Origin of the sequence: Caballeronia sp. LZ034LL, from assembly GCF_031451215.1 — a bacterium.
Lineage (GTDB): Bacteria > Pseudomonadota > Gammaproteobacteria > Burkholderiales > Burkholderiaceae > Caballeronia.
Map to the genome: position 1 here is coordinate 767336 of NZ_JARUXR010000001.1, position 20380 is coordinate 787715.

The 20380-nt window shown below is 65.1% G+C and carries 17 protein-coding genes; 9 read left to right on the forward strand and 8 right to left on the reverse strand.

Annotation, left to right across the window (positions count from 1 at the left end; all coding sequences use genetic code 11):
- The first annotated feature begins 438 nt into the window (after positions 1 to 438).
- From zwf to QCE83_RS03560, 3 genes are all read left to right on the forward strand, one after another.
- Entirely contained in the window at positions 439 to 1899 is a 1461-nt protein-coding gene (gene zwf, locus QCE83_RS03550; RefSeq protein ID WP_309807648.1) for a glucose-6-phosphate dehydrogenase, read from the forward strand.
- Positions 1900 to 2027: 128 nt separating this feature from the next.
- Complete coding sequence (pgl, locus tag QCE83_RS03555) at positions 2028 to 2744, forward strand: 6-phosphogluconolactonase (RefSeq protein ID WP_309807650.1); 717 nt, start codon at positions 2028 to 2030, stop codon at positions 2742 to 2744.
- Positions 2725 to 4647 carry a bifunctional transcriptional regulator/glucokinase gene (locus QCE83_RS03560; RefSeq protein WP_309807651.1) on the forward strand — a complete coding sequence of 641 codons (1923 nt, stop codon included), beginning with the start codon at positions 2725 to 2727 and terminating at the stop codon, positions 4645 to 4647. Before pgl ends, QCE83_RS03560 begins: the two co-directional genes overlap by 20 nt.
- Before the next feature lie 72 nt (positions 4648 to 4719).
- Here the strand turns inward: QCE83_RS03560 and QCE83_RS03565 are convergent, their stop codons facing one another.
- The 5 genes from QCE83_RS03565 to QCE83_RS03585 all read right to left on the reverse strand — a co-directional run bounded on the left by QCE83_RS03565 (position 4720) and on the right by QCE83_RS03585 (position 10082).
- Positions 4720 to 5856, reverse strand: a complete 1137-nt coding sequence (locus QCE83_RS03565) for a porin (RefSeq protein ID WP_309807652.1) — start codon at positions 5854 to 5856, stop codon at positions 4720 to 4722.
- A 274-nt stretch (positions 5857 to 6130) separates the two neighbouring features.
- Positions 6131 to 7279 (reverse strand): porin, encoded by a 1149-nt coding sequence (locus QCE83_RS03570; RefSeq protein WP_309807653.1) that lies wholly within the window; start codon positions 7277 to 7279, stop codon positions 6131 to 6133.
- A 561-nt stretch (positions 7280 to 7840) separates the two neighbouring features.
- Positions 7841 to 8620 (reverse strand): ATP-binding cassette domain-containing protein, encoded by a 780-nt coding sequence (locus QCE83_RS03575; RefSeq protein WP_309807655.1) that lies wholly within the window; start codon positions 8618 to 8620, stop codon positions 7841 to 7843.
- Between the two features lie 26 nt (positions 8621 to 8646).
- Positions 8647 to 9360, reverse strand: a complete 714-nt coding sequence (locus QCE83_RS03580) for an ABC transporter permease (protein WP_309807656.1) — start codon at positions 9358 to 9360, stop codon at positions 8647 to 8649.
- A 35-nt stretch (positions 9361 to 9395) separates the two neighbouring features.
- On the reverse strand, positions 9396 to 10082 hold the full coding sequence (locus QCE83_RS03585) for a histidine ABC transporter permease HisQ (protein WP_309807657.1): 687 nt from the start codon (positions 10080 to 10082) through the stop codon (positions 9396 to 9398).
- A 241-nt stretch (positions 10083 to 10323) separates the two neighbouring features.
- Here QCE83_RS03585 and QCE83_RS03590 point away from each other — a divergent pair, with 241 nt between their 5' ends.
- Both QCE83_RS03590 and QCE83_RS03595 read left to right on the forward strand, forming a co-directional pair.
- Positions 10324 to 10623, forward strand: coding sequence for a hypothetical protein (locus tag QCE83_RS03590; RefSeq protein ID WP_309807658.1), 300 nt, complete (start codon positions 10324 to 10326; stop codon positions 10621 to 10623).
- Positions 10598 to 11296 (forward strand): pirin family protein, encoded by a 699-nt coding sequence (locus QCE83_RS03595; protein ID WP_309807659.1) that lies wholly within the window; start codon positions 10598 to 10600, stop codon positions 11294 to 11296. The genes QCE83_RS03590 and QCE83_RS03595 overlap by 26 nt, the downstream gene beginning before the upstream one ends.
- 95 nt (positions 11297 to 11391) lie before the next feature.
- Here the strand turns inward: QCE83_RS03595 and QCE83_RS03600 are convergent, their stop codons facing one another.
- The gene (locus tag QCE83_RS03600; protein WP_309807660.1) at positions 11392 to 12003 is read right to left on the reverse strand and encodes a Spy/CpxP family protein refolding chaperone; all 612 of its coding nucleotides are present in this window, start codon (positions 12001 to 12003) and stop codon (positions 11392 to 11394) included.
- 243 nt (positions 12004 to 12246) lie between these two features.
- On the opposite strand from QCE83_RS03600, the gene QCE83_RS03605 reads away from it, so the two are divergent.
- Both QCE83_RS03605 and QCE83_RS03610 read left to right on the forward strand, forming a co-directional pair.
- Positions 12247 to 12969, forward strand: a complete 723-nt coding sequence (locus tag QCE83_RS03605; protein ID WP_309807661.1) for a response regulator — start codon at positions 12247 to 12249, stop codon at positions 12967 to 12969.
- On the forward strand, positions 12953 to 14296 hold the full coding sequence (locus QCE83_RS03610; RefSeq protein ID WP_309807662.1) for an ATP-binding protein: 1344 nt from the start codon (positions 12953 to 12955) through the stop codon (positions 14294 to 14296). The genes QCE83_RS03605 and QCE83_RS03610 overlap by 17 nt, the downstream gene beginning before the upstream one ends.
- 39 nt (positions 14297 to 14335) lie before the next feature.
- On the opposite strand, the gene QCE83_RS03615 is transcribed toward QCE83_RS03610, so the two are convergent.
- Positions 14336 to 14599 (reverse strand): hypothetical protein, encoded by a 264-nt coding sequence (locus tag QCE83_RS03615; protein ID WP_309807664.1) that lies wholly within the window; start codon positions 14597 to 14599, stop codon positions 14336 to 14338.
- 122 nt (positions 14600 to 14721) lie between these two features.
- Positions 14722 to 16407: a diguanylate cyclase gene (locus QCE83_RS03620; RefSeq protein ID WP_309807665.1), complete on the reverse strand. Its 1686-nt coding sequence runs from the start codon at positions 16405 to 16407 to the stop codon at positions 14722 to 14724.
- A gap of 784 nt (positions 16408 to 17191) precedes the next feature.
- On the opposite strand from QCE83_RS03620, the gene QCE83_RS03625 reads away from it, so the two are divergent.
- Positions 17192 to 18955, forward strand: coding sequence for an ABC transporter permease subunit (locus tag QCE83_RS03625; RefSeq protein WP_309807667.1), 1764 nt, complete (start codon positions 17192 to 17194; stop codon positions 18953 to 18955).
- Positions 18956 to 18967: 12 nt separating this feature from the next.
- Positions 18968 to 20323: an AAA-associated domain-containing protein gene (locus QCE83_RS03630; RefSeq protein WP_404984114.1), complete on the forward strand. Its 1356-nt coding sequence runs from the start codon at positions 18968 to 18970 to the stop codon at positions 20321 to 20323.
- Positions 20324 to 20380: the final 57 nt, after the last annotated feature.

Here is a 20380-nt window from a genome sequence, read left to right on the forward strand (position 1 = left end):
TGGGTGGAATCGCAACTGCTGTCTCCTCTTTTGATTTTTGCCGGCCAAGGCGCGTGGAGTTGCGGAGCGCGCCGGGCACGGCGGCGAGGCTGAACGCACTGGAACACTGAAGCTGAAAGGCACGCCTTGCGTGAAAAGCAAGGGTTCCGGGGCTCCGATAACATGCGCTCAGAAGGTCGGCGGGGAAACTGCGCGCTGTCCGATGACTCTCTTTGACAGTGCGATTTTCCCTGCGATGACATTTCCTCTTGATTTGAATTGTAGTTAAACTACAATTCAGTGTCAAAAAAAATTTTATCGGACTACGGCCGGTTTAGAGGAATTCTTCAGCGCGTGCTTCAGAATAGCGCTGAAATCGTCCCGTAATGACCATGAAAGTTCGATAACGCAGCGCCACCGTTTCGACTCACCCAGCGTCAGGAACCCACGTTCAGACCCATGCAAAGCGATTCGAACTTCATCTTCGTCCTCTTCGGCGGCACCGGCGACCTCTCCATGCGCAAGATTCTTCCTGCGCTGTTCGAGGCCCATCGCGCGGGCATGCTCAACCCGGCAGGCAGGATCGTCTGCGTCGCGCGCGAGTCGCTGGACCAGGCCGCGTATCGCGCATGGGTGGAAGAACACGTGAAGCCGCATGTGTCGAAGAGCGGCGTGGACGAGCCGGCGTGGCGCAGCTTCCTCGAACGCTTCGAGTACGTCGGCATCGATCTCGCGCGCGCCGAAGACTTCGTCACGTTACGTGACGTGCTCGCGCAGTACGACGGCACGCGCGTGTTCTACCTGGCCACCGGCCCGTCGCTGTTCGTGCCCATCTGCCGCGCGCTGGCGGATGTCGGCCTCAACAAGAATGCGCGCATCGTGCTGGAGAAGCCGCTCGGCTACGACCTGAAGTCGTCGAACGCGATCAATGACGCCGTCGGCGAGATCTTCGAGGAAGAGCAGATCTACCGGATCGATCACTACCTCGGCAAGGAACCGGTGCAGAACCTGCTTGCACTGCGGTTTTCCAACGTGCTGTTCGAGCCGCTGTGGCGGCGCGAGTGGGTCGAGAGCATCCAGATCACGATCGCGGAAGAACTGGGCGTGGAAGCGCGCGGCGACTTCTACGACAATACGGGCGCGTTGCGCGACATGGTGCAGAACCACTTGTTGCAGCTGCTCTCCATCGTGACCATGGAGCCGCCGCATTCCATCGACTCCGACTCCGTGCGCGACGAGAAACTGCGCGTGCTGCGCGCGCTGAAGCCGGTGGACGAACGCGACATCAGCCGGGTCGCGGTGCGCGGTCAATACCATGCGGGCGTGATCCGCGGCGCGGCAGTGCCGGCCTATGCCACCGAGAAGGGCGTGCGTCCCGACAGCAACACGGAAACCTTCGTCGCGCTGAAGGTGGAGATCGAGAACTGGCGCTGGGCGGGCGTGCCGTTCTTCCTGCGCACGGGCAAGCGGCTGGCGGACCGGGTGGCGGAGATCGTGGTGAACTTCCGGGCCGTGCCGCATTCGGCGCTGGGCGCGAATGCGTCGCGCGTGGGCGTGAACCGGCTCGTGATCCGCTTGCAGCCGAACGAGTCCATTCGGCTGTACTGCCTCGCGAAGCAGCCGGGCGAAGGCATGAATCTGGCAAGCGTGCATCTCGACCTCGCGTTCGACCAGTTCTTCAAGGAAGGACAGATGGAGGCGTATCAGCGCCTGCTGCTCGACGTGATCCATGGCCGGCTCGCGCTGTTCGTGCGGCGCGATGAACAGGAAGCCGCGTGGCGCTGGGTCGAGCCGATCCTGAACGCGTGGGCGTCGTCGGCCAACAAGCCGAAGCCGTATGCGTCGGGCACGTGGGGGCCGGCGGCATCGAGCGCGATGCTCGCGCAGCACGGCACCTGCTGGCTCGAGGAAGAGAACTGAAAGAGAACTGAAGACGTCACGCCGACGCCGCCCGTCAGAGGCACGCGGCGACTAAAGACCGCTTCGCCCATCGTTGCGATGGCGCAGGCAGAAAGCGGATCGATAAACCAAAACAAGCAGGAGGAGCAGTGATCGAGCTTCACACTTTCGATGACCCTCGCGCCCATTCGGACGCGCTGGCGAAAGCCGTGGCGGACGCACTGAGCGCGACGCTCGCGGCGCGGGGCGCAGCCTCGGCCGACGCCGACGCCGGCGGACAGGGCGCGCATGCCACGCTCGCGGTATCGGGCGGCAGCAGCCCGAAGCCGTTCTTGCAGGCGCTCTCGCACGAGCCGCTCGACTGGGCGCATATCGATGTCACCCTCGTCGACGACCGCTGGGTGCCCGAAACCGATCCGGCGAGCAACGCGGAATTCGCGCGCAACACGGTGCTGCAGAACGCGGCGGCGGCCGCTTATTTCCTGCCGCTCGTGGACACGACGAAGCCGCTCGAAAGCCACGTCGCGGAACTGAACGCCGACCCGCGCCGCCGTCTGCCCGATGTCGCCGTGCTCGGCATGGGCGAGGACGGCCATACGGCGTCCATCTTCGCCGATGCCCCCGAGTGGGACTTCGCCATCAGCACGCCGGACCGTTTCGTCGCAGTGCATCCGGGCGCCGCGCCCCATGCGCGCGTGAGCCTGTCGATGTCGGCGCTGACGCAGGTCGGGCAACTGTATTTGTTCATCGCCGGGCAGAAGAAACTCGACGTCCTGAATGCCGCGCTCGCCGCGCCGCAGAAGAACGCCATCTCGACGCTGGCCCATGCTGAAGGAGTGAAGCTCGATGTCTACTGGTGTGCATAAGGGCGTGCATAAGGCAGCGGCTCAGCACGCCGACGGACCGAGACTCCTGGCCGATGTCGGCGGCACCAATGCGCGCTTCGCGCTGGAGACGGCGCCGGGCGAGATCGGCCAGATCCGCGTCTATCCGGGCGCGGACTATCCCGGCATCGCCGAGGTGATGCAGCAGTATCTGAAGGACACGCAGGTCGGCCGCGTGAATCACGCGGCGATCGCCATTGCCAATCCGGTCGACGGCGATCACGTCAAGATGACCAATCACGACTGGAGCTTTTCGATCGAGGCGACGCGCCGCGCGCTCGGCTTCGACACGCTCCTGGTCGTGAACGACTTCACCGCGCTGGCCATGGCCGTGCCCGGCCTGACCGACGCGCAGCGCGTCCAGGTGGGCGGCGGCGCGCGCCGGCAGAACAGCGTGATCGGGCTGCTCGGGCCGGGCACGGGCCTGGGCGTGTCGGGCCTGATTCCCGCCGATGACCGCTGGATCGCGCTCGGCAGCGAAGGCGGTCACGCGACGTTCTCGCCGTTCGACGAACGCGAAGACCTCGTCATGCGCTTCGCGCGCCGCAAGTTTCCGCACGTCTCGTTCGAGCGCGTCTGCGCGGGGCAGGGGCTGGAGCTGATCTACCGGGCGCTGGCCGAACGGGATGCCGTGAACGTCGCGGACTCCTTCAGCGCCGCCGACGTCACGCATCGCGCGCTAGACGGCGAAGCGCTCGCGCTCGAAACGGTCAACTGCTTCTGCGCCATTCTCGGCACCTTCGCGGGCAATATCGCGGTGACGCTGGGCGCGCTGGGCGGGATTTTCATCGGCGGCGGCATTGTGCTGAAGCTGGGCGAGCTGTTCCACAAGTCGCCGTTCCGCGAGCGCTTTGAGGCCAAGGGACGCTTCCAGCAATATCTCGCCGGGATTCCCACCTTCATCATCACGGCCGAGTATCCGGCGTTCCTCGGCGTCTCGGCGATCCTGTCCGAGCAGTTGTCGAATCGCGCGAACAGCGGGTCATCGGCGGTGTTCGAGCGCATCCGCCAGATGCGCGATGCGTTGACGCCCGCCGAGCGGCGCGTGGCCGACCTCGCGCTGAATCATCCGCGCTCGATCATCAACGATCCGATCATCGACATCGCGCGCAAGGCCGACGTGAGCCAGCCCACCGTGATCCGCTTCTGCCGTTCGCTCGGCTGCCAGGGCCTGTCCGACTTCAAGCTGAAGCTCGCGACCGGGCTGACCGGCACGATTCCGGTGAGCCATAGCCAGGTGCATCTCGGCGATACGGCCACCGACTTCGGCGCGAAGGTGCTCGACAACACGGTGTCGGCCATCCTGCAGCTGCGCGAGCATCTGAACTTCGACAACGTCGAGCGCGCGATCGATATCCTCAACGGCGCGCGGCGCATCGAGTTCTACGGGCTGGGGAATTCGAACATCGTCGCGCAGGACGCGCACTACAAGTTCTTCCGCTTCGGCATTCCGACCATCGCGTACGGCGACCTGTACATGCAGGCCGCGTCCGCCGCGCTGCTGGGCAAGGGCGACGTGATCGTCGCGGTATCGAAGTCGGGCAGGGCGCCAGAACTGCTGCGCGTGCTGGAAGTGGCGATGCAGCAGGGCGCGACGGTCATCGCCATCACGTCGAGCAACACGCCGCTCGCGAAGCGGGCGACGGTCGCGCTGGAAACCGATCACATCGAGATCCGCGAGTCACAGTTGTCGATGATTTCGCGCATCCTGCACCTGCTGATCATCGATATCCTCGCGGTCGGCGTGGCGATCCGCCGCGCGGCGCCGCAGCCGGGCGCCAAGCTCACCGAGACGGTCGAGAAGGCGCGCGCATCCGGCGACGATGACGCCGCCGCGGTGCTCGACTGGTTGAGTCATGGCGCGTCGGGGTCGGCGCGGGAATAACGCTGACTTTGTTTCTGATGCGAAAGCCGCCGGCCTACACCGGCGGCTTTTTCACATAGGCTGAATGGCCGTTCAGAACGAATGCTGGATGCCGGCGTACACGCCGGTCTGGCTTTGGCCGGGCAGCGGGTTGTCTGTCGCGGCCGTGTTGCCCACGTTGTTCGCATTCAGGCCGTAGTTCGCGCTGCCGCTGTTCTGCACCGTCGCCACCTGGAAATCGAGCAGGGTGCGCTTGGACAGCTTGTAGGTGCCGCCGACGGAATACAGGGTGGCGTTGCCCGCGCCGTTGTTGCCGTTGACGTGATACACGGCGGCGATCAGCGCGGCGGCGGGCGTCGCCTGCCAGGTCACGCCGCCCCATTCCTGATCGAGCGCGGAAGGCTGGCCAGGCTGCAGGCCGGTCATGCCCGAACTGCGGATGGCCTGGTAGCCGCCCTGAAGCTTGAACGCACCGAGGAACACGTTGAGCAGCGCCGTGTATTCGCGCGAATAAGCGTAGACGCCATTGCCGCCGTTGGCGTAGGCGCCGCCGAGCGAGCCGTTGGCCGGGTTGCGGATCTCGTCGTAGATGCCGCGCACCTGGTAGAGCGGTGCGGTGTAGGTGATCTGCGCGCCGGCTTCACGGCCTTGCGGGCTCGTGCCGTTGCCATTCCAGCTGCTCGCGTTCGAGAAGGCGTACTGGCCGTAGAAGTCGAAGCCCGCGACGTGCGGCGACTGCCAGGAGACGTTGTTGCTCGACTGCGGCCAGTTGCGCCCGCGCACCAGCGATGCCGACGACCAGGCCGACTGGCCGAACGGATCGAAGTCCCACAGGCCGTTCGAGATGAACAGTTCACGGCCGATCCGCAGCGTGCCGTAGCGGTCGTTGCTCAGTCCGACCGTGGCCCAGCGGTTGAAGATGCCGTTGTTGCCCGGGCCCTGCCCGTTCATCGTATTGAAGCTGCCTTCCAGCTGGAACAGCACGTGGTTGCCGTTGCCGACATCCTCGACGCCCTTCAGTCCCCACAGGCTCGTGCCCCAGTCGCCGCTCTCGGCGCGAAAGCGGTGCGAGCTGCCGGTGGCAGCGCCATTCGGCGCAACGCCGGTGGGTACGCCCGTCATGTACTCGAGGCCGGCGTCCAGGCGTCCATACAACGTGATGCTGCCCTGGGCCTGCGCGAGCGCGCTGAATGTCCATAGCGCCGCCGACGCGAGCAAAGCCTTCTTCATGGTCTCCTCCACTATCCTTGATCGACGGCGATTCGATCGGACGCGACGCGCGGCCGGATGAACCGCCGATTCGAATTCTGGAGGAGAAAAGATGCTATTCGGCAGGATGCTTTTGTCGAATTTTGTCCGGCGGCATGGGACTGTCATGCCGGGTGATGCAAAGGCGGCGCTCCAATAAAAAACGGTGCGATACCCTTTCGGGCACCGCACCGATACGCGCCTCTCGCAGCAGCGTGAAAACCTGTTGAAGCTCTGTTCTTGTCCGCCCCGTGTTTTAGAACGAGTGCTGGATGCCTGCGTACACGCCGGTCTGGCTGTGGCCCGGGAACGGATTGTCCGTCGAGGCCGCCGAACCGTAGTTGTTGGCGTTCAGACCGTAGTTGGCGGTCTTGCTGTTCTGCACGGTCGCAACCTGCAGATCGAGCAGCGTGCGCTTGGACAGGTTGTACGAGCCGCCGACCGTGTAGATGGTCGCGTTGCCCGCGCCGTTGTTGCCGTTCACGTGATACACCGCCGCGATCAGCGCCGCTGCCGGGGTGGCTTGCCACGTCACGCCGCCCCACTCGTGATCGAGTGCGGTCGGCTGGCCGGGCAGCTGGCCGGTCATGCCGGAGCTGCGGATCGCCTGATAGGCGCCCTGGACCTTGAACTGGCCGAGGAACACGTTGAACATCGCCGTGTACTCACGCGAATAGCCGTACACGCCGTTGCCGCCCGAGCCGCCGTCGATCGGGTTGTACACGCCGCCGAGCGTACCGTTGGCCGGGTTGCGGATTTCATCGTACATGCCGCGAATCTGGAACAGCGGCGAGGTGTACGTGACATACGCGCCCGCTTCGCGGCCTTGCGGCGTCGTGCCGTTACCGTTCCAGTTGGTGGCGTTCGAGAGCGAGTACTGACCGTAGAAGTCGAAGCCCGCGATCTTCGGCGACTGGTACGAAATGTTGTTGCTCGATTGCGGCCAGTTGCGGCCACGCACCAGCGATGCGGACGACCAGTTCGACTGGCCGAACGGATCGAAGTCCCACACGCCGTTGGCGATGAAGAGCTCACGACCCAGCAACAGGGTACCGAACTGGTTGTTCGCCATACCGACCGTTGCCCAGCGATTGAAGAGACCGCCGCCGCCCGGGCCCGCGCCCGTCATGGTGTTGAAGCTGCCTTCCAACTGGAACACGGCGCGATAGCCGCCGCCCAGATCTTCGACACCCTTCATGCCCCACAAGCTCGTGCCCCAGTCGCCGCTTTCCGCCTTGAAGCGGTGCGAGCTGCCGGTGGCGGGTGCGCCGGCCGGACCGGTCGGCACGCCGTTCATGTATTCGAGCCCCGCGTCCAGGCGGCCATACAACGTCACGCTGCTCTGAGCGTGCGCCACCGCGCTGAACGTCAGCAGTGCTGCCGACGCGAGCAAAGCTTTCTTCATCATCTCCTCCAACCCTGTCAAGAAATAGAACCCAAGTGCTGCGGTGTGGTTCGATGCGGGCGCACCCAACCGAAAATTGTTTTTCAGAGGAAGGACACGCGGGCTTGTAGTGCTTGCAGCGATTCGCACGGGGTGGGCGCGAATCTGACGCCGATTCGTTTGATCGGTGTCGTTCCTCAGTTTCTTTTGGACTTTTTGAAGTAAAACTACTTTTTGGGTACTTCGTTTTGGTACTTTCGTTACCAATTTAACAAATTACGTTATGCGCGCCAAAGAAAAATGACGAAGGGCGTTCGTTTGTGTCAAAAACGCAATGGTGATGTGCTAGGGAGCTGACCCACAGCATGGGAAACATCCCGCAAAGCCTTATGCTGTCAGGGCTTCAGCGCAATGTAAGTTTCGGGGTCAGGTTTGTCTCCTATTGACGCGGACATAGCGTGGCGCTAGGTCGAATCGAGACACGAAACAGTCGAGTGCAGCGGCGCGCGGGCGCAAAAAAAGCGCCTCGCGGGCGCTCTTTCTGGAGTGGGGGGTTGCGGGCAGTACCGCCGGACAAGCCTCTTACTTGAGGCTGCCCGACAGGAACTGCTTCAGGCGCTCGCTCTTCGGGCTGCCGAAGACGGCATCGGGATGACCTTCCTCCTCGATGCGCCCCTGGTGCAGAAACACCACATGGTTCGAGACGTTGCGCGCAAACGCCATCTCGTGAGTCACGACGATCATCGTGCGGCCTTCCTCGGCGAGCGTCTGCATCACCTTCAACACTTCGCCGACCAGTTCCGGATCGAGCGCGGAGGTCGGTTCGTCGAACAGCATGACGTCCGGATCCATCGCGAGCGCGCGGGCGATCGCCACCCGCTGCTGCTGTCCGCCCGACAGATGCGACGGATACTGCTTCTCCAGCCGCGGCGCGAGGCCCACCTTCTCCAGATACATGCGCGCGCGGTCTTCGGCTTCCTTCTTCGGCAGCCCGAGCACGTTGATGGGCGCCTCGGTCACGTTCTCCAGCACGTTCATGTGCGACCACAGGTTGAAGTGCTGGAACACCATCGACAGCTTCGAGCGCATCTGGCGCAGCTGCTTCGGGTCGGCGACCTTGAGCGCGCCGGTCTTGTCCTTCATCGTGCGGACTTCGTCGCCGTCGACGAAGATGCGCCCCTGGTTCGGCTGCTCGAGGAAGTTGATACAGCGCAGCATCGTGCTCTTGCCCGAACCCGACGAGCCGATGACGCTGATCACATCGCCGGCCTTCGCCTTGAGAGAGACGCCCTTGAGGACCTCGTTGCTGCCGTACTGCTTGTGGATGTCGTCGACGAAAAGCTTGTGCATCTGGGAGTTCATGAACGGTCCTTGACTGACTCGGGTACTTATTTGCCTTGCGGCCGCAAATAAGCGAGCCAGCGATGCTCGGCACGGCGGAACAGCCACACGAGCGCGAACGAAATGCAGAGATAGAGCAGGGCGGCGATGCCGAACGCCTCGAACGACTGATAGGTCGCCGAGTTCACGTCGCGCGCGATCTTGAGGATGTCGGGCACGGTGGCCGTGAACGCCACCGTCGTGGCGTGCAGCATCAGGATCACTTCGTTGCTGTAGTAGGGCAGCGCGCGGCGCAGCGCCGACGGCAGGATCACCCGCCGATACAGCGTGAAGCCCGACATGCCGTAGGCGCGCGCCGCCTCGATCTCGCCGTAGGGCGTCGCCTTGATCGCGCCGGCGAAGATTTCGGTGGTGTACGCGCAAGTGTTCAGCGTGAACGCAAGCAGTGTGCAGTTCATGCCGCTGCGGAAGAATTCGGCGAGCAGCATGTGATCGCGCACGACCTGCAGGCTGTACAGGCCCGTGTAGCACAGCAGCAGCTGCACATACAGCGGCGTGCCGCGGAACACGTAGGTGTAGAGCCAGACGGCGCGCGACAGCAGCTTGTTCTTCGACACCCGCGCCACCGCGAGCGGCACCGAGAGACAAAAGCCCAGGCCGATGGAAATGACCAGCAGCCACATCGTGATCGCGAGACCGGTGATGCGGTAGCCGTCGGTGAAGAGGTAGTTCTTCCAGTATTCCTGGATGATTTCGATCATGATCCCAGACGCTCGTGATTAGACCAGTAGCAGGATTAGAGGTCGGCGCGGCGCACGCCGATGGAATAGCGCCGCTCGAGCCAGATCAGCACCAGATTCGAGATCGTGGTGATCGCGAGATAGATCGCGCCCGCGAGAAGCGTGAAGAAGAAGAACCGCAGCGTGCCCTTGCCCGCGTCCTGCGAGGCCTTGACGACGTCGGCCAGGCCGATGATCGACACCAGCGCCGTCGCCTTGACCATGACCTGCCAGTTGTTGCCGATGCCCGGCAGCGCGAAGCGCATCATCTGCGGAAACATGATGCGCGCGAAGGTCTGCCACGGCGTCATGCCGTAGGCCGCGCCGGCTTCGAGCTGGCCGCGCGGCACCGAGAGGAACGCGCCGCGGAAGGTTTCCGTGAAGTACGCCCCGTAGATGAAGCCGAGCACGAGAATGCCGGCGAGGAACGGGTCGATGTCGATCTGATCCCAGCCGACCAGGTCGGTCAGCTGGTTCAGCCAGATCTGGATGCTGTAGAACAGGAGCAGCATCAGCACGAGGTCGGGCACGCCGCGGATCAGCGTCGTATAGATCGTGCCGACGCCCGAGGCCAGGCGGTTCTTCGACAGTTTTGCCGCCGCGCCGATGAGACCGATCACGAAGGCGAACGCGAGCGACAGCACCGCCAGCTTGACGGATTGCCAGGTGCCCGCGAGGATCAGCGGACCGTAGCCTTGCAACATGGTGATTCCTTGGTAAGGTGCCTGACGTGCATGCAGTGGGACGAGTCCGCCGCACGACGGTTCGCGCGAGGGCTTCGGACGGCGGCGGCCGTGGATGACGGCGCCGCGCGCATGGCGAATGGTCTCATCTTTCTCCCCGGCCGCCCGCGCCTTGTCCCGCGCGTTGCAGCTGTATTTCCCTGGTCCGGCCCGTCCTGCGCGTTCCGTGTTTCAGCGAACGGGTCAGCGGTCCGTATTCTAGATGGTCAAAAATGCGCATTGCCGCCGGTTTGCCGCGGGTTTGCCCTTCTCGCGAATCCTTGTCGGCCAGCAACTGTTCGGGTTGCAAACCCTCGCCACCCCGGAAAAGCGCGGTATTTTACCCGAAGCCGACGGACGCGCGGCCACGAAGCCGGAAGCGTCCGATTACCTGCATCAGCAGAACGATGTAGTGCCGTTGCACGCGTTGTACGGAGGGGGCGTCGCCCTTACATTCTCTCCATCGCAAATCAACGCCTTGGGCGGGAGCAAACATCATGTTCGAGATTCGCCGCAGCAATGAACGGGGTCACGCCAACCACGGCTGGCTCGACTCGTATCACAGCTTCTCCTTCGCCGACTACTACGACACGCAGCACATGCATTTCGGCGCGCTGCGCGTGATCAATGAAGACCGCGTAGCGGGCGGTCAGGGTTTCGGCGCGCATGGCCATCGCGACATGGAGATCATCAGCTATGTGCTGGACGGCGCGCTGGCCCACAAGGACAGCATGGGCAACGGTTCGACCATCCGTCCCGGCGACGTCCAGCGCATGAGCGCCGGGACCGGCGTGCGGCATAGCGAATTCAACGGATCGCCGACCGACACCGCGCACTTTCTGCAGATCTGGATCATTCCGGATGCGCCGGGCGGCGCGCCGGGCTACGAGGAAAAGCGTTTCGCCGATGAGGACAAGCGCGGCCGGCTGCGCGTGATCGCGTCGCCGGAAGGCGAGGACGGCTCGGTGCGCCTCGGGGCGGACGCGCGTATCTTCGCGGGTCTGTTCGACGGCGCCGAGCGCGCGGACTTCGACGTGCCGGCGGGCCGCCGTGTCTATGTGCACGTGGCGCGCGGCGCGGTGACGGTGAACGGCAAGGCACTCGGCGCGGGCGATGCCGCGATGATCGAGGACATCGCGAAGGTCTCGGTGGAGCAGGGCGAGAACGCGGAAGTGCTGCTGTTCGATCTCGCGTAAGTCCGGGTCCGTTGATCTGAAAAAAGGCCGCGGAGCGTGATGCTCCGCGGCCTTTCTGCTTCAGGACTTCAGACTTCAGTACTTCGGAAACACGCTTACTGCGCCGCAGGAGCCGATGCGCCGGCTGCCGCGCCCGGCGTGGGCCGTGCACCGTCCGCGCGTTCGCGGTTCTTGTTCCAGCGCTCATGCATGCGCTGCTCGTGCGCGTGCATCCGGGCGAAGTGCTTCTTGAGCGCCGTGCTGACGGTGGTCTTCTGCTGGTCGTTCAGCGCGTTGTAGAAGTTCAGCCACGTGGCGGCGGTCTGCTCGCGCAGATGCGCATTCTGTTCATCCACCTTCTGATGCGCGGCGTGCATCGCGTTCAGGTCGAGGATCGGCTGGTTTTCCATCGACTTGAACTGCTCGCCCATCTGCTTGAAGTTCGCACGCATTGCCTGATGGTTCTGCTTCATCGTGGTGAGCGCCGTCTGCCAGAGCTTTTCCTGGTCCGCGTTCAGCTTCAGCTGGCCATGCAGTTCATCCAGCTGCTTCTGCATGCGCTGTTGCATGTGATGCCCGCCATGACCGCCGGGGCCGCCGGGGCCACCCATCATCGCCGGGCCGGCCGGAGGCGGCGGGGGCGCGTCAGTGGTAGCGGCATGCGCGGCGCCGAACGTCAGCGCGATGGCTGCGGCGGCTGCGGTCAGAATGCGATATTGCTTGCTCATCTCGATACTCCCTGGATTGTTTTGAAGCCGAGGCAGCAACGCCTGCATGACACGTTGGTCAGCGGTTGGCGGCGTTGCCCTTGTCGGTGAGACACAGCGTAGGGGTTGATGGCGCGGGCCGTGTTACGGCAAGGTTCAGGCTTGTTACGCAGGTTTACGCCCTGCTTTCGTGGTAACACCCCGTAACCCTTATGGCGTGCCTGTCATCGATGGCCGCCTGACTCACGCGCTAAACTTCGAGCCATGACTACGCAAATACTTGTTGTCGACGACGACGCCGAACTGCGCGACCTTCTGCGCGACTATCTGGTCCGGCAGGGCATCGAGGTATCGGTGCTGCATGACGCCGGTGGCCTCGAACGCCGCATCGAACGCGAGCGGCCCGACCTGATCGTGCTCGACCTGATGATGCCGGGCGTCGACGGCCTGACCGCGCTCAAGTCACTGCGCGCGTCCGGCGACGACATCCCGGTCATCATGCTGACCGCGCGCGCCGACGACGTGGACCGCATCGTCGGTCTGGAGCTCGGCGCGGACGATTACCTCGGCAAGCCGTTCAATCCGCGCGAACTGCTCGCGCGCGTGCAGGCGGTGCTGCGGCGCCGCCGCACGGTGCCCTCGGCGGCGCCGGAGCAGCGCGAGCCGTATTCGTTCGGCCGCTTCAGGCTGGACTTCCAGTCGCGCACGCTGCAGCAGGACGACAAGCCGCTCACGCTGTCCGGCAGCGAATACGCGCTGCTCAAGATCTTCGTCAACAACCCGATGCGCACGCTCACCCGCGAGCGCCTGCTCGAACTGCTGCACGGCCCGGAATACGACGGCACCGACCGCGGCATCGACGTGCAGGTGTGGCGTCTGCGGCGCATTCTCGAAACCGATCCGTCGGCGCCGCGCTTCATCCAGACGGTGCGCGGACGCGGCTACGTGTTCGTGCCCGACGGCGAGCAAAATGCGCCGGGCAATTGACACGCTGTTCGGACGGCTGGTCGTCATCGTCATCGGCATGCTGGTGTTGTCGCATGTCGCGTGGTTCGCGATCATCCGCTTCGAGCGCGACAACGTGCAGACGCGCTTCGCGGTCGAGGAAGCCGTGTTTCTCGTCGAGGCGGTGCGCCAGCACATCACCAACACGCCGGACCAGCCGCTGCCGCCGCGCGTGCGCGTGGTCCCGCTGGGCAATGCCGAAGTGCCGAGGCCGCCCGACGAAGACCTGCCGCCGCCTTTGCAGCGTTTCATCGAAGATCTGAGAGACCGTCTGCCGGAGGGCACCGAAGTGCGCCTGAACGAGCCCGGCGGGCCGCCGAGCGTCTGGGTGCACGGCGCGAAGGATGCGGGCTGGATCGTCGTGCCGGTGCAGCCGCTGCGGCCGCCGCGCTCGCGCGACCGCATGGTCGTGTGGCTCCTGATCATTTTCTCGGCGGCGGTGCTCGCGGCCTTGTTCGGCGCATGGCAGCTGCAGCATCCGCTGCGCGGACTGGCGCAGGCCGTGCAGCGTTTCGGCCGGGGCCAGCCGACGCCGGTCGTGCCCGAGCGCGGGCCGCGTGAACTGCGCCAGCTGACGCACGGCTTCAACCAGATGGTGCGCGAGGTGTCGCAGGCCGAGAACGACCGCGCGGTGATGCTGGCGGGCGTCGCGCACGATCTCAAGACGCCGCTCGCGCGCCTGCGTCTGCGCGCCGAGATGATGGACGATGAGAAGATGCGCGACGGCGTGGTGCGCGACGTGGATTCCATGGCGCATATCGTCGACCAGTTCCTGGTGTTCGCGCACGACCGTCCGGACGGCAGCGAGCCGGTTCCGGTGGACCAGCAGTGCGAGCGCATCGTGCGGGCGTACCGGGCGGTGTCGCCGGGCGCCGAGCCGGTGCAACTGAGTCTGGAGGCGGGTCCGACCTTCGCGCTGCCGGCGGCCACGCTCGACCGGCTGCTGTCGAACCTGCTCGACAACGCTCATGCCTACGGCGCGCCGCCGGTCGTCATCGGGACGCAGCGAGCCGCGCGCGGCTGGGTTCTGCAGGTCAAGGATCACGGCAAGGGCATTGCGCCCGACGATCTCATCAAGGCCAGCCGGCCGTTCGTGCGGCTCGATCCGGCGCGCGGCGGCAGCGGTCATAGCGGGCTGGGGCTGGCGATCGTCGAGCGGCTGGTGCGGCGCGCGGGCGGCGAGTGTGAAGTCGCCAATTCCGCGGAAGGCGGCGGCCTGGAAGTCCGGATGACGTTCCCGTTCCACCTCGCGACCCTGCCGGCCGACGAGCGCCGCACGGGTTCGCAACCGGAAGAGCGCGTGCTGTAGAAAGTGGCGGGTGCGGCGTGAGGGTCGCGCCGGCGGCGCTCAGTCGAACAGCGTTTCGAGCGCTGAGGCCGCCTCGCTGTCCACCGTGTTGTAGGTCACCGTGGACGCCTCGAAGATGTAGTGCGTCGTGTACTTGCCGAGCCGCGACAGGATCTCGTCCTGGATCGCTTCCGGGGCGAGGTCGATCTTCAGGAACCAGGCTGTCGACGAGAGCCGCGTCTGATACGAACCGTATTCGGCGAGCAGGTGGTCGAACGTTTCCGCGTCCTGATCCCGGCACACGATCACCAGATTTCCCTTCATGCAATCCTCCGATTGAGGCCAGCGTCATTCGATATCGAATGTCGATGATACCTGCGCGCTGCCCGGGCGTCGCGCCGGGCACATGACCGTGCCCATGACCGGAGATTACCGCGGCGCGCGGCTCACTTGCCCGCGAGCGAGTCTTCGGGATGGCGGGCGGGCGGCGCGGCGTCGGCGGGCCGTACTTCGCTGCGGTCGCGGCCGCGCGACTTGGCCTCGTAGAGCGCCAGGTCGGCGCGGGAGAGAATCCATTCGAGGGCGTCGTCGGGCGCCAGTTCGGTGATGCCGATGGACACCGACAGCACCGCGTCGTCCGGCAAGTGCGCGCAATGCTCGTGATGGAAGCGCTTGCGCAGCCGTTCGAGCACGGCCTGCGCGTCGGCCAGCGCGGTCTGGGGCAGCAGGATGCCGAATTCCTCGCCGCCGAGACGTCCGATTGCGTCGCTCGGCCGCAGCTGGGTCCTGCAGACCTCGACGAAATGCTCGAGCGCCCGGTCGCCGGACGCATGGCCGAAGCGGTCGTTGATCTGCTTGAAGTGATCCAGATCCGCGATCGCCACCGAGAGCGGCGTGCCGACCGAACGCGCCAGTTCCACTTCGTGCCGCAGCGTGTCGAGGAAGTAGCGCCGCGACAGCGCGCCGGTGAGTGCGTCGTGGCGCGCTTCGGCGGAGAGCAGGGTATTGGCGGCCTGCAACTGCTCGGCGAGATCGCGTGTGGCGCGGTGCAGGCGGCGTTCGCGCGAGTACGACGTGGCGATCACGATGGCGAGCGTCACCACGCCGAGCATCGTCAGGAACACGAGAAAGCGGTCGCGGCTGTGATTGCGGCTGATCTCCGGCCAGCTCGTCAGCGGATGCACGATATGCGCCGAGAGCCCGGAGTTCAGGCCGGTGCGCTCGTCATACAGCGAGGGCACGTTGCTGCCGTTGGCGGCATAGAAGGTCTGTGCGAGCGCGGGCGCGAGCCAGTGTTCGGAGGTGCGCATCTGCTCGCCGACGTGTGTCAGGCGCAGTTCGGGAAAGGCGTCGCGCCGGTAATGCTCGATTCGTTCGCGCGCGGTCATGCGGGTGATGGGCGCCTGGGGCATGGCTTCGTATTCGAGCCGGCCGTCGTGCGCCATCACGATGACGCCGTTTTCGTCGGTGACGAAGGTGCCCGCGCGCGACACCCAGTGGCGCAACCGGTCGATGCTCACCTTCGCGATCACCGCGCCGACCAGGATGCCGTCCTGATAGGACGGCGCCGCTATGAAGATGCCCGGCTCGCCGGACAGCCGGCCCACGCCGTACATCTCGACGAAGCCGCCGAGCAGCGCCCGCGCGACATAGCCGCGTCCGCTCATGTCGAAGCCGATGAAGCTGTTTTCGTCGCCGGCGTTGCTGGAGGCGATGCAGTAGCCGTGTTCGTTGACGAGCCAGATCGTATCGAGACCGGAGAAGCCCTGGGCGTCGTGCAGGAAGAGATTGACCTTCTCGAGCCCGGGACGCGCGGCCCATTTGTTGCGCCGTTCGAGTTCCGTCTCGCCCGGCTTCGAGGCATAATTCCGCGACTCCGCGAGGGCGCGCTGGGTCAGGTCCATCTGGGCGAGCGTCGCAGGAATGGCGCGCGACAGCGCCAGATCGCTGGCGATGATCTGCGCCATGTTGTCGACGATCGACGCCGCCATGTTGCGCTCGGTGCGCACCGTCGACGTCATCTCCTGCTGTACCATGCGGTCCGACAGCAAGCCCGCGGCAATCCAGCATGCGAACGCCAGCACGGCCAGGCCGAGCGTCGCGATCACACGGTGCAGGATGAGCTTGTTCATCGGACTGGAGCGCAAGGGTGGTTCACGCGGCCTGCATGCGAGGCGCGTCGCCCGGCCGATGCGTATCCGCCAGCCTGGAATACGTGCGTCCTGCAAACCGGGCGCGCGGCTTGCAAGGCGCCTCGTTCGCAGCAGCGTGAATCAGGCTCACGCCGTGACGGCGGGCAGGGGACAGGCGGACTTCCGGCTCGGATCGGGCGTCTCGCATCGCATCGGCGCTCATTTTATTGTTTGTAACCAGCCCAGATTGGACGATGTTTTTTGCCGCCTATCAAGCGCCTCGTGACGGTCTGCGACGTGCGCCCAACACAGGCATCGCGCAGGGGTTCGCCCACTTGACCTCGCCGTTCTCCGCGTGGTCCGGCGCACCGCTCGCCGCGGCGCCTGGCCGGGACGGATTGCAGCCCGTCTGAAAGGAAGCAAAAGCACGCGGGGGGCGTTCACGGAACGCCCGCCGACCCTTCATTGTGCCCTTGCCGCGCGGAAGAGCAACAGAAACATCGCATGAATGGCGGGCGCGGGCGTGGTTACGGTTGTGCGTGTCATGTTGCTTGGTGTAGTGTCGCTCGGTTCGGCTCGGGCAATCTTTGCAACGATGGGCAGCGCGCAGGGCGTGGGTGTCGTCCGTTCGTGTCGTCCGGCTGTGTCGTCCATTTAGCCGCGACGTGCGTTGAGCATGGGGCTGCCGGCGACTTCGCACCCGTCCGCCGACGCCCGATGGGCCGTCTCAAGTACTATCCCGCGCTCGCGCGGTCGCATCACAGCCTTACGGGGAGGGCCTTGCATGGAATTTGGTTTCAATCTGAAGCGCACGGCGAATGCATCGGCCTGGCGGATCCTGCCCAACCGCTGGGATTTCGTCGCCTTCCCGATGATCATCTGCCTGATCGCGCTGGCCGCTGTCGGCTTTCACGAAACCCTCGCGCCGATCTCGACCCTGCAATCGCAGGCCATCTCGCTCGATCCCGCGAATCTTCCCGAATACGCGCTGCGCACCACGCTGCGCATGCTGCTGGCGATGGTCGCCTCGCTCATCTTCACGCTGGTCTACGGCACGCTTGCGGCCAAGAGCCGGCGCGCGTCCATCGTGCTGGTGCCGATCCTCGACATTCTCCAGTCAGTGCCCGTGCTGGGCTACATCTCGTTTACGGTCACCTTCTTTCTCGCGCTGTTTCCCGGGCGCGTGATCGGCGCCGAATGCGCGGCGATCTTCGCCATCTTCACAAGCCAGGCGTGGAACATGACCTTCAGCTTCTACCAGTCGCTGCGCACGGTGCCGCGCGACCTGGATGAAGTCTCGCGCGGCTTCCATCTCACCAACTGGCAGCGCTTCTGGAAGCTCGAAGTCCCGTTCTCGATGCCCGGCCTCATCTGGAACATGATGATGTCGATGTCGGGCGGCTGGTTCTTCGTCGTGGCGTCGGAGGCGATTACCGTCGGCAACCGGACGATCGTGCTGCCGGGCATCGGCGCCTATCTGGCGGCGGCCATCGGCGAGCGCAATCTCGCTGCGATCGGCTGGGTCATCCTCGCGATGACGGTCGTGATCCTTGCCTATGATCAGCTGATGTTCCGCCCGCTGGTGGCATGGGCCGACAAGTTCCGCATGGAGAACACTAGTTCCGGCGACGAGCCCAGTTCCTGGCTGCTCGACCTGATCCGCCGCACGCGCCTGATTCACCGTCTGCTCGTGCCGGCAGGCTGGATTCTTGCCAAGGTCGCCCGCGTGCCGATCAAGCTGCCGTCGCTGCAGGGCGCGCTCGAGAACGTCGGGCTGCCGCTGCGCGCGAAGGTGCCGTCCACGCGCACGGGCGACATCGCATGGGGCGCGGCGGTGCTGCTGATCACCGTGTTCGTCGTGTGGAAGGTGGTGTCGTTCGTATCGACGGGCGTCACCTGGGGCGAAGTGGGCCACGTGTTCGTGCTCGGCTTCATCACGCTGTTGCGTGTGGTCGTGCTGATCGCGCTGGCGTCGGTGGTCTGGGTGCCCATCGGCGTATTGATCGGCCTGCGTCCGGCGCTCGCCGAAAAGGTCCAGCCGCTCGCGCAGTTCCTCGCCGCCTTCCCGGCCAACCTGCTGTTCCCGGTGTTCGTCGTCGTGATCGTGCGCTGGCACCTGAACCCGGACATCTGGCTGTCGCCGCTGATCGTGCTCGGCACGCAGTGGTATATCCTCTTCAACGTGGTCGCGGGGGCGTCGTCCTATCCGAACGACTATCGTGAAGCCGCGACCAACTTCCAGATTCGCGGCTGGCAGTGGTGGAAGAAGTGCATGCTGCCGGGCATCTTCCCGTACTACATCACCGGCGCCATCACCGCGTCGGGCGGCGCGTGGAACGCGAGCATCGTCGCGGAAGCGGTGTCGTGGGGCAAGACCGAGGTCGTCGCGCACGGCCTGGGCGCCTATATCGCGCAGACCACCGCCGCCGGCGACTACCCGAAGATCATTCTCGGCATCGCCGTGATGTCGCTGTTCGTCACGCTGTTCAACCGCCTGTTGTGGCGCCCGCTATACGCCTACGCCGAAGCACGGCTCCGGCTGGATTAAGGACGAGTTCCGATGCAGAACCCAAAAAACCCGCAGACGTCCGCTGCACCGGGCTTCCAGCGCCCGCAAGGTACGCCGCCGCGGCTCGGCGAAGAAATCATGCGCGTGCAGAACGTCAGCCGCGGCTTCAACAAGACCCAGGGCGAGCTGCTGGTGCTCGACGATGCGAACCTCGCGCTCCGCGAGGGCGAGATCGTCGGGCTGCTCGGGCGCTCGGGCTCCGGCAAGTCCACGCTGTTGCGCATCATCGCCGGGCTGATCGAGCCGACCGCCGGTGAAGTCACCTATCTGAACGAGCCGTTGCGCGGTCCGGCGAAGGGCGTCGCGATGGTGTTCCAGACCTTCGCGCTGTTTCCGTGGCTGACCGTGCTGCAGAACGTGGAAGCCGGGCTGGAGGCGCAGGGCGTCGGCGCGCGCGAGCGGCGCGAGCGCGCTCTGGCCGCGATCGATCTGATCGGTCTCGACGGCTTCGAGAACGCCTATCCGCGCGAGCTGTCGGGCGGCATGCGGCAGCGCGTGGGCTTCGCGCGGGCGCTGGTCGTCGACCCGACCTTGCTGCTGATGGACGAGCCGTTCTCCGCGCTCGACGTGCTGACCGCCGAGAACCTGCGTACCGACCTGCTGGACCTGTGGACGCAGGGCCGCATGCCGATCAAGTCGGTGCTGATCGTCACGCACAACATCGAGGAAGCGGTGTTCATGTGCGACCGGATCCTGGTGCTGTCCTCGAATCCGGGGCGCGTGATGGCCGAGATCAAGGTGCCGTTCAAGCATCCGCGCAACCGGCTGGATCCGGCGTTCCGGCGGCTCGTCGACGACATCTACGCGAAGATGACCGCGCGGCCGATGGACGAGGCGAAGAAGAAGGGGCTGGAGCTGGGCACCTGGCTGCCCTCGGTGTCGACCAACCTGATGGCGGGTCTCATCGAAACGCTCGCGGCCGCGCCGTATCACGGCCGCGCGGACATGCCGGAGATCGCGCGCACGCTGCACTTGGAAGTGGATGACCTGTTCCCGGTCGCGGAAGTGCTGCAGCATCTGGGTTTCGCCGACGTCCGCGAAGGCGATATTTTCCTGACGCCGCAGGCGCGCGTGTTCGCGGAATTCGGCACGCAGGAGCGCAAGATGATGTTCGCCGAGCATCTGCTGCGGCACGTGCCGCTGGCGGCGCGGATCAAGAAGGTGCTGAACGAGCGGCCGGGGCACCGGGCGCCGCGCGTGCGCTTCGAGCAGGAACTGGAGGATTTCCTCTCCGACAAGGCCGCGCAGGAATCGCTCGATGCGGTGATCGACTGGGGACGTTACGGCGAGATCTTCTCGTACAACGACCAGACCGAGATGCTGAGCCTGGAAGACGTGGAGGCCTGAACGTCTTGCCGCGCGTTGCGCGCGGCTCAAAAAAAAGCGCGGCGCGCCGGTGACGGC

Excerpts from the sequence above, each read along its gene's own strand:
- QCE83_RS03615 (WP_309807664.1), bottom strand. The coding sequence starts at position 14,599 with ATGAAGGGAAATCTGGTGATCGTGTGCCGGGATCAGGACGCGGAAACG.
- QCE83_RS03580 (WP_309807656.1), bottom strand. The coding sequence starts at position 9,360 with ATGATCGAAATCATCCAGGAATACTGGAAGAACTACCTCTTCACCGAC.
- QCE83_RS03575 (WP_309807655.1), bottom strand. The coding sequence starts at position 8,620 with ATGAACTCCCAGATGCACAAGCTTTTCGTCGACGACATCCACAAGCAG.
- zwf (WP_309807648.1), top strand. The coding sequence starts at position 439 with ATGCAAAGCGATTCGAACTTCATCTTCGTCCTCTTCGGCGGCACCGGC.
- QCE83_RS03610 (WP_309807662.1), top strand. The coding sequence starts at position 12,953 with ATGCGCCGGGCAATTGACACGCTGTTCGGACGGCTGGTCGTCATCGTC.
- QCE83_RS03585 (WP_309807657.1), bottom strand. The coding sequence starts at position 10,082 with ATGTTGCAAGGCTACGGTCCGCTGATCCTCGCGGGCACCTGGCAATCC.
- QCE83_RS03570 (WP_309807653.1), bottom strand. The coding sequence starts at position 7,279 with ATGAAGAAAGCTTTGCTCGCGTCGGCAGCACTGCTGACGTTCAGCGCG.
- QCE83_RS03565 (WP_309807652.1), bottom strand. The coding sequence starts at position 5,856 with ATGAAGAAGGCTTTGCTCGCGTCGGCGGCGCTATGGACATTCAGCGCG.
- QCE83_RS03630 (WP_404984114.1), top strand. The coding sequence starts at position 18,968 with ATGCAGAACCCAAAAAACCCGCAGACGTCCGCTGCACCGGGCTTCCAG.
- QCE83_RS03595 (WP_309807659.1), top strand. The coding sequence starts at position 10,598 with ATGTTCGAGATTCGCCGCAGCAATGAACGGGGTCACGCCAACCACGGC.
- QCE83_RS03625 (WP_309807667.1), top strand. The coding sequence starts at position 17,192 with ATGGAATTTGGTTTCAATCTGAAGCGCACGGCGAATGCATCGGCCTGG.
- QCE83_RS03620 (WP_309807665.1), bottom strand. The coding sequence starts at position 16,407 with ATGAACAAGCTCATCCTGCACCGTGTGATCGCGACGCTCGGCCTGGCC.
- QCE83_RS03560 (WP_309807651.1), top strand. The coding sequence starts at position 2,725 with ATGTCTACTGGTGTGCATAAGGGCGTGCATAAGGCAGCGGCTCAGCAC.
- QCE83_RS03600 (WP_309807660.1), bottom strand. The coding sequence starts at position 12,003 with ATGAGCAAGCAATATCGCATTCTGACCGCAGCCGCCGCAGCCATCGCG.
- QCE83_RS03590 (WP_309807658.1), top strand. The coding sequence starts at position 10,324 with ATGGTCAAAAATGCGCATTGCCGCCGGTTTGCCGCGGGTTTGCCCTTC.
- QCE83_RS03605 (WP_309807661.1), top strand. The coding sequence starts at position 12,247 with ATGACTACGCAAATACTTGTTGTCGACGACGACGCCGAACTGCGCGAC.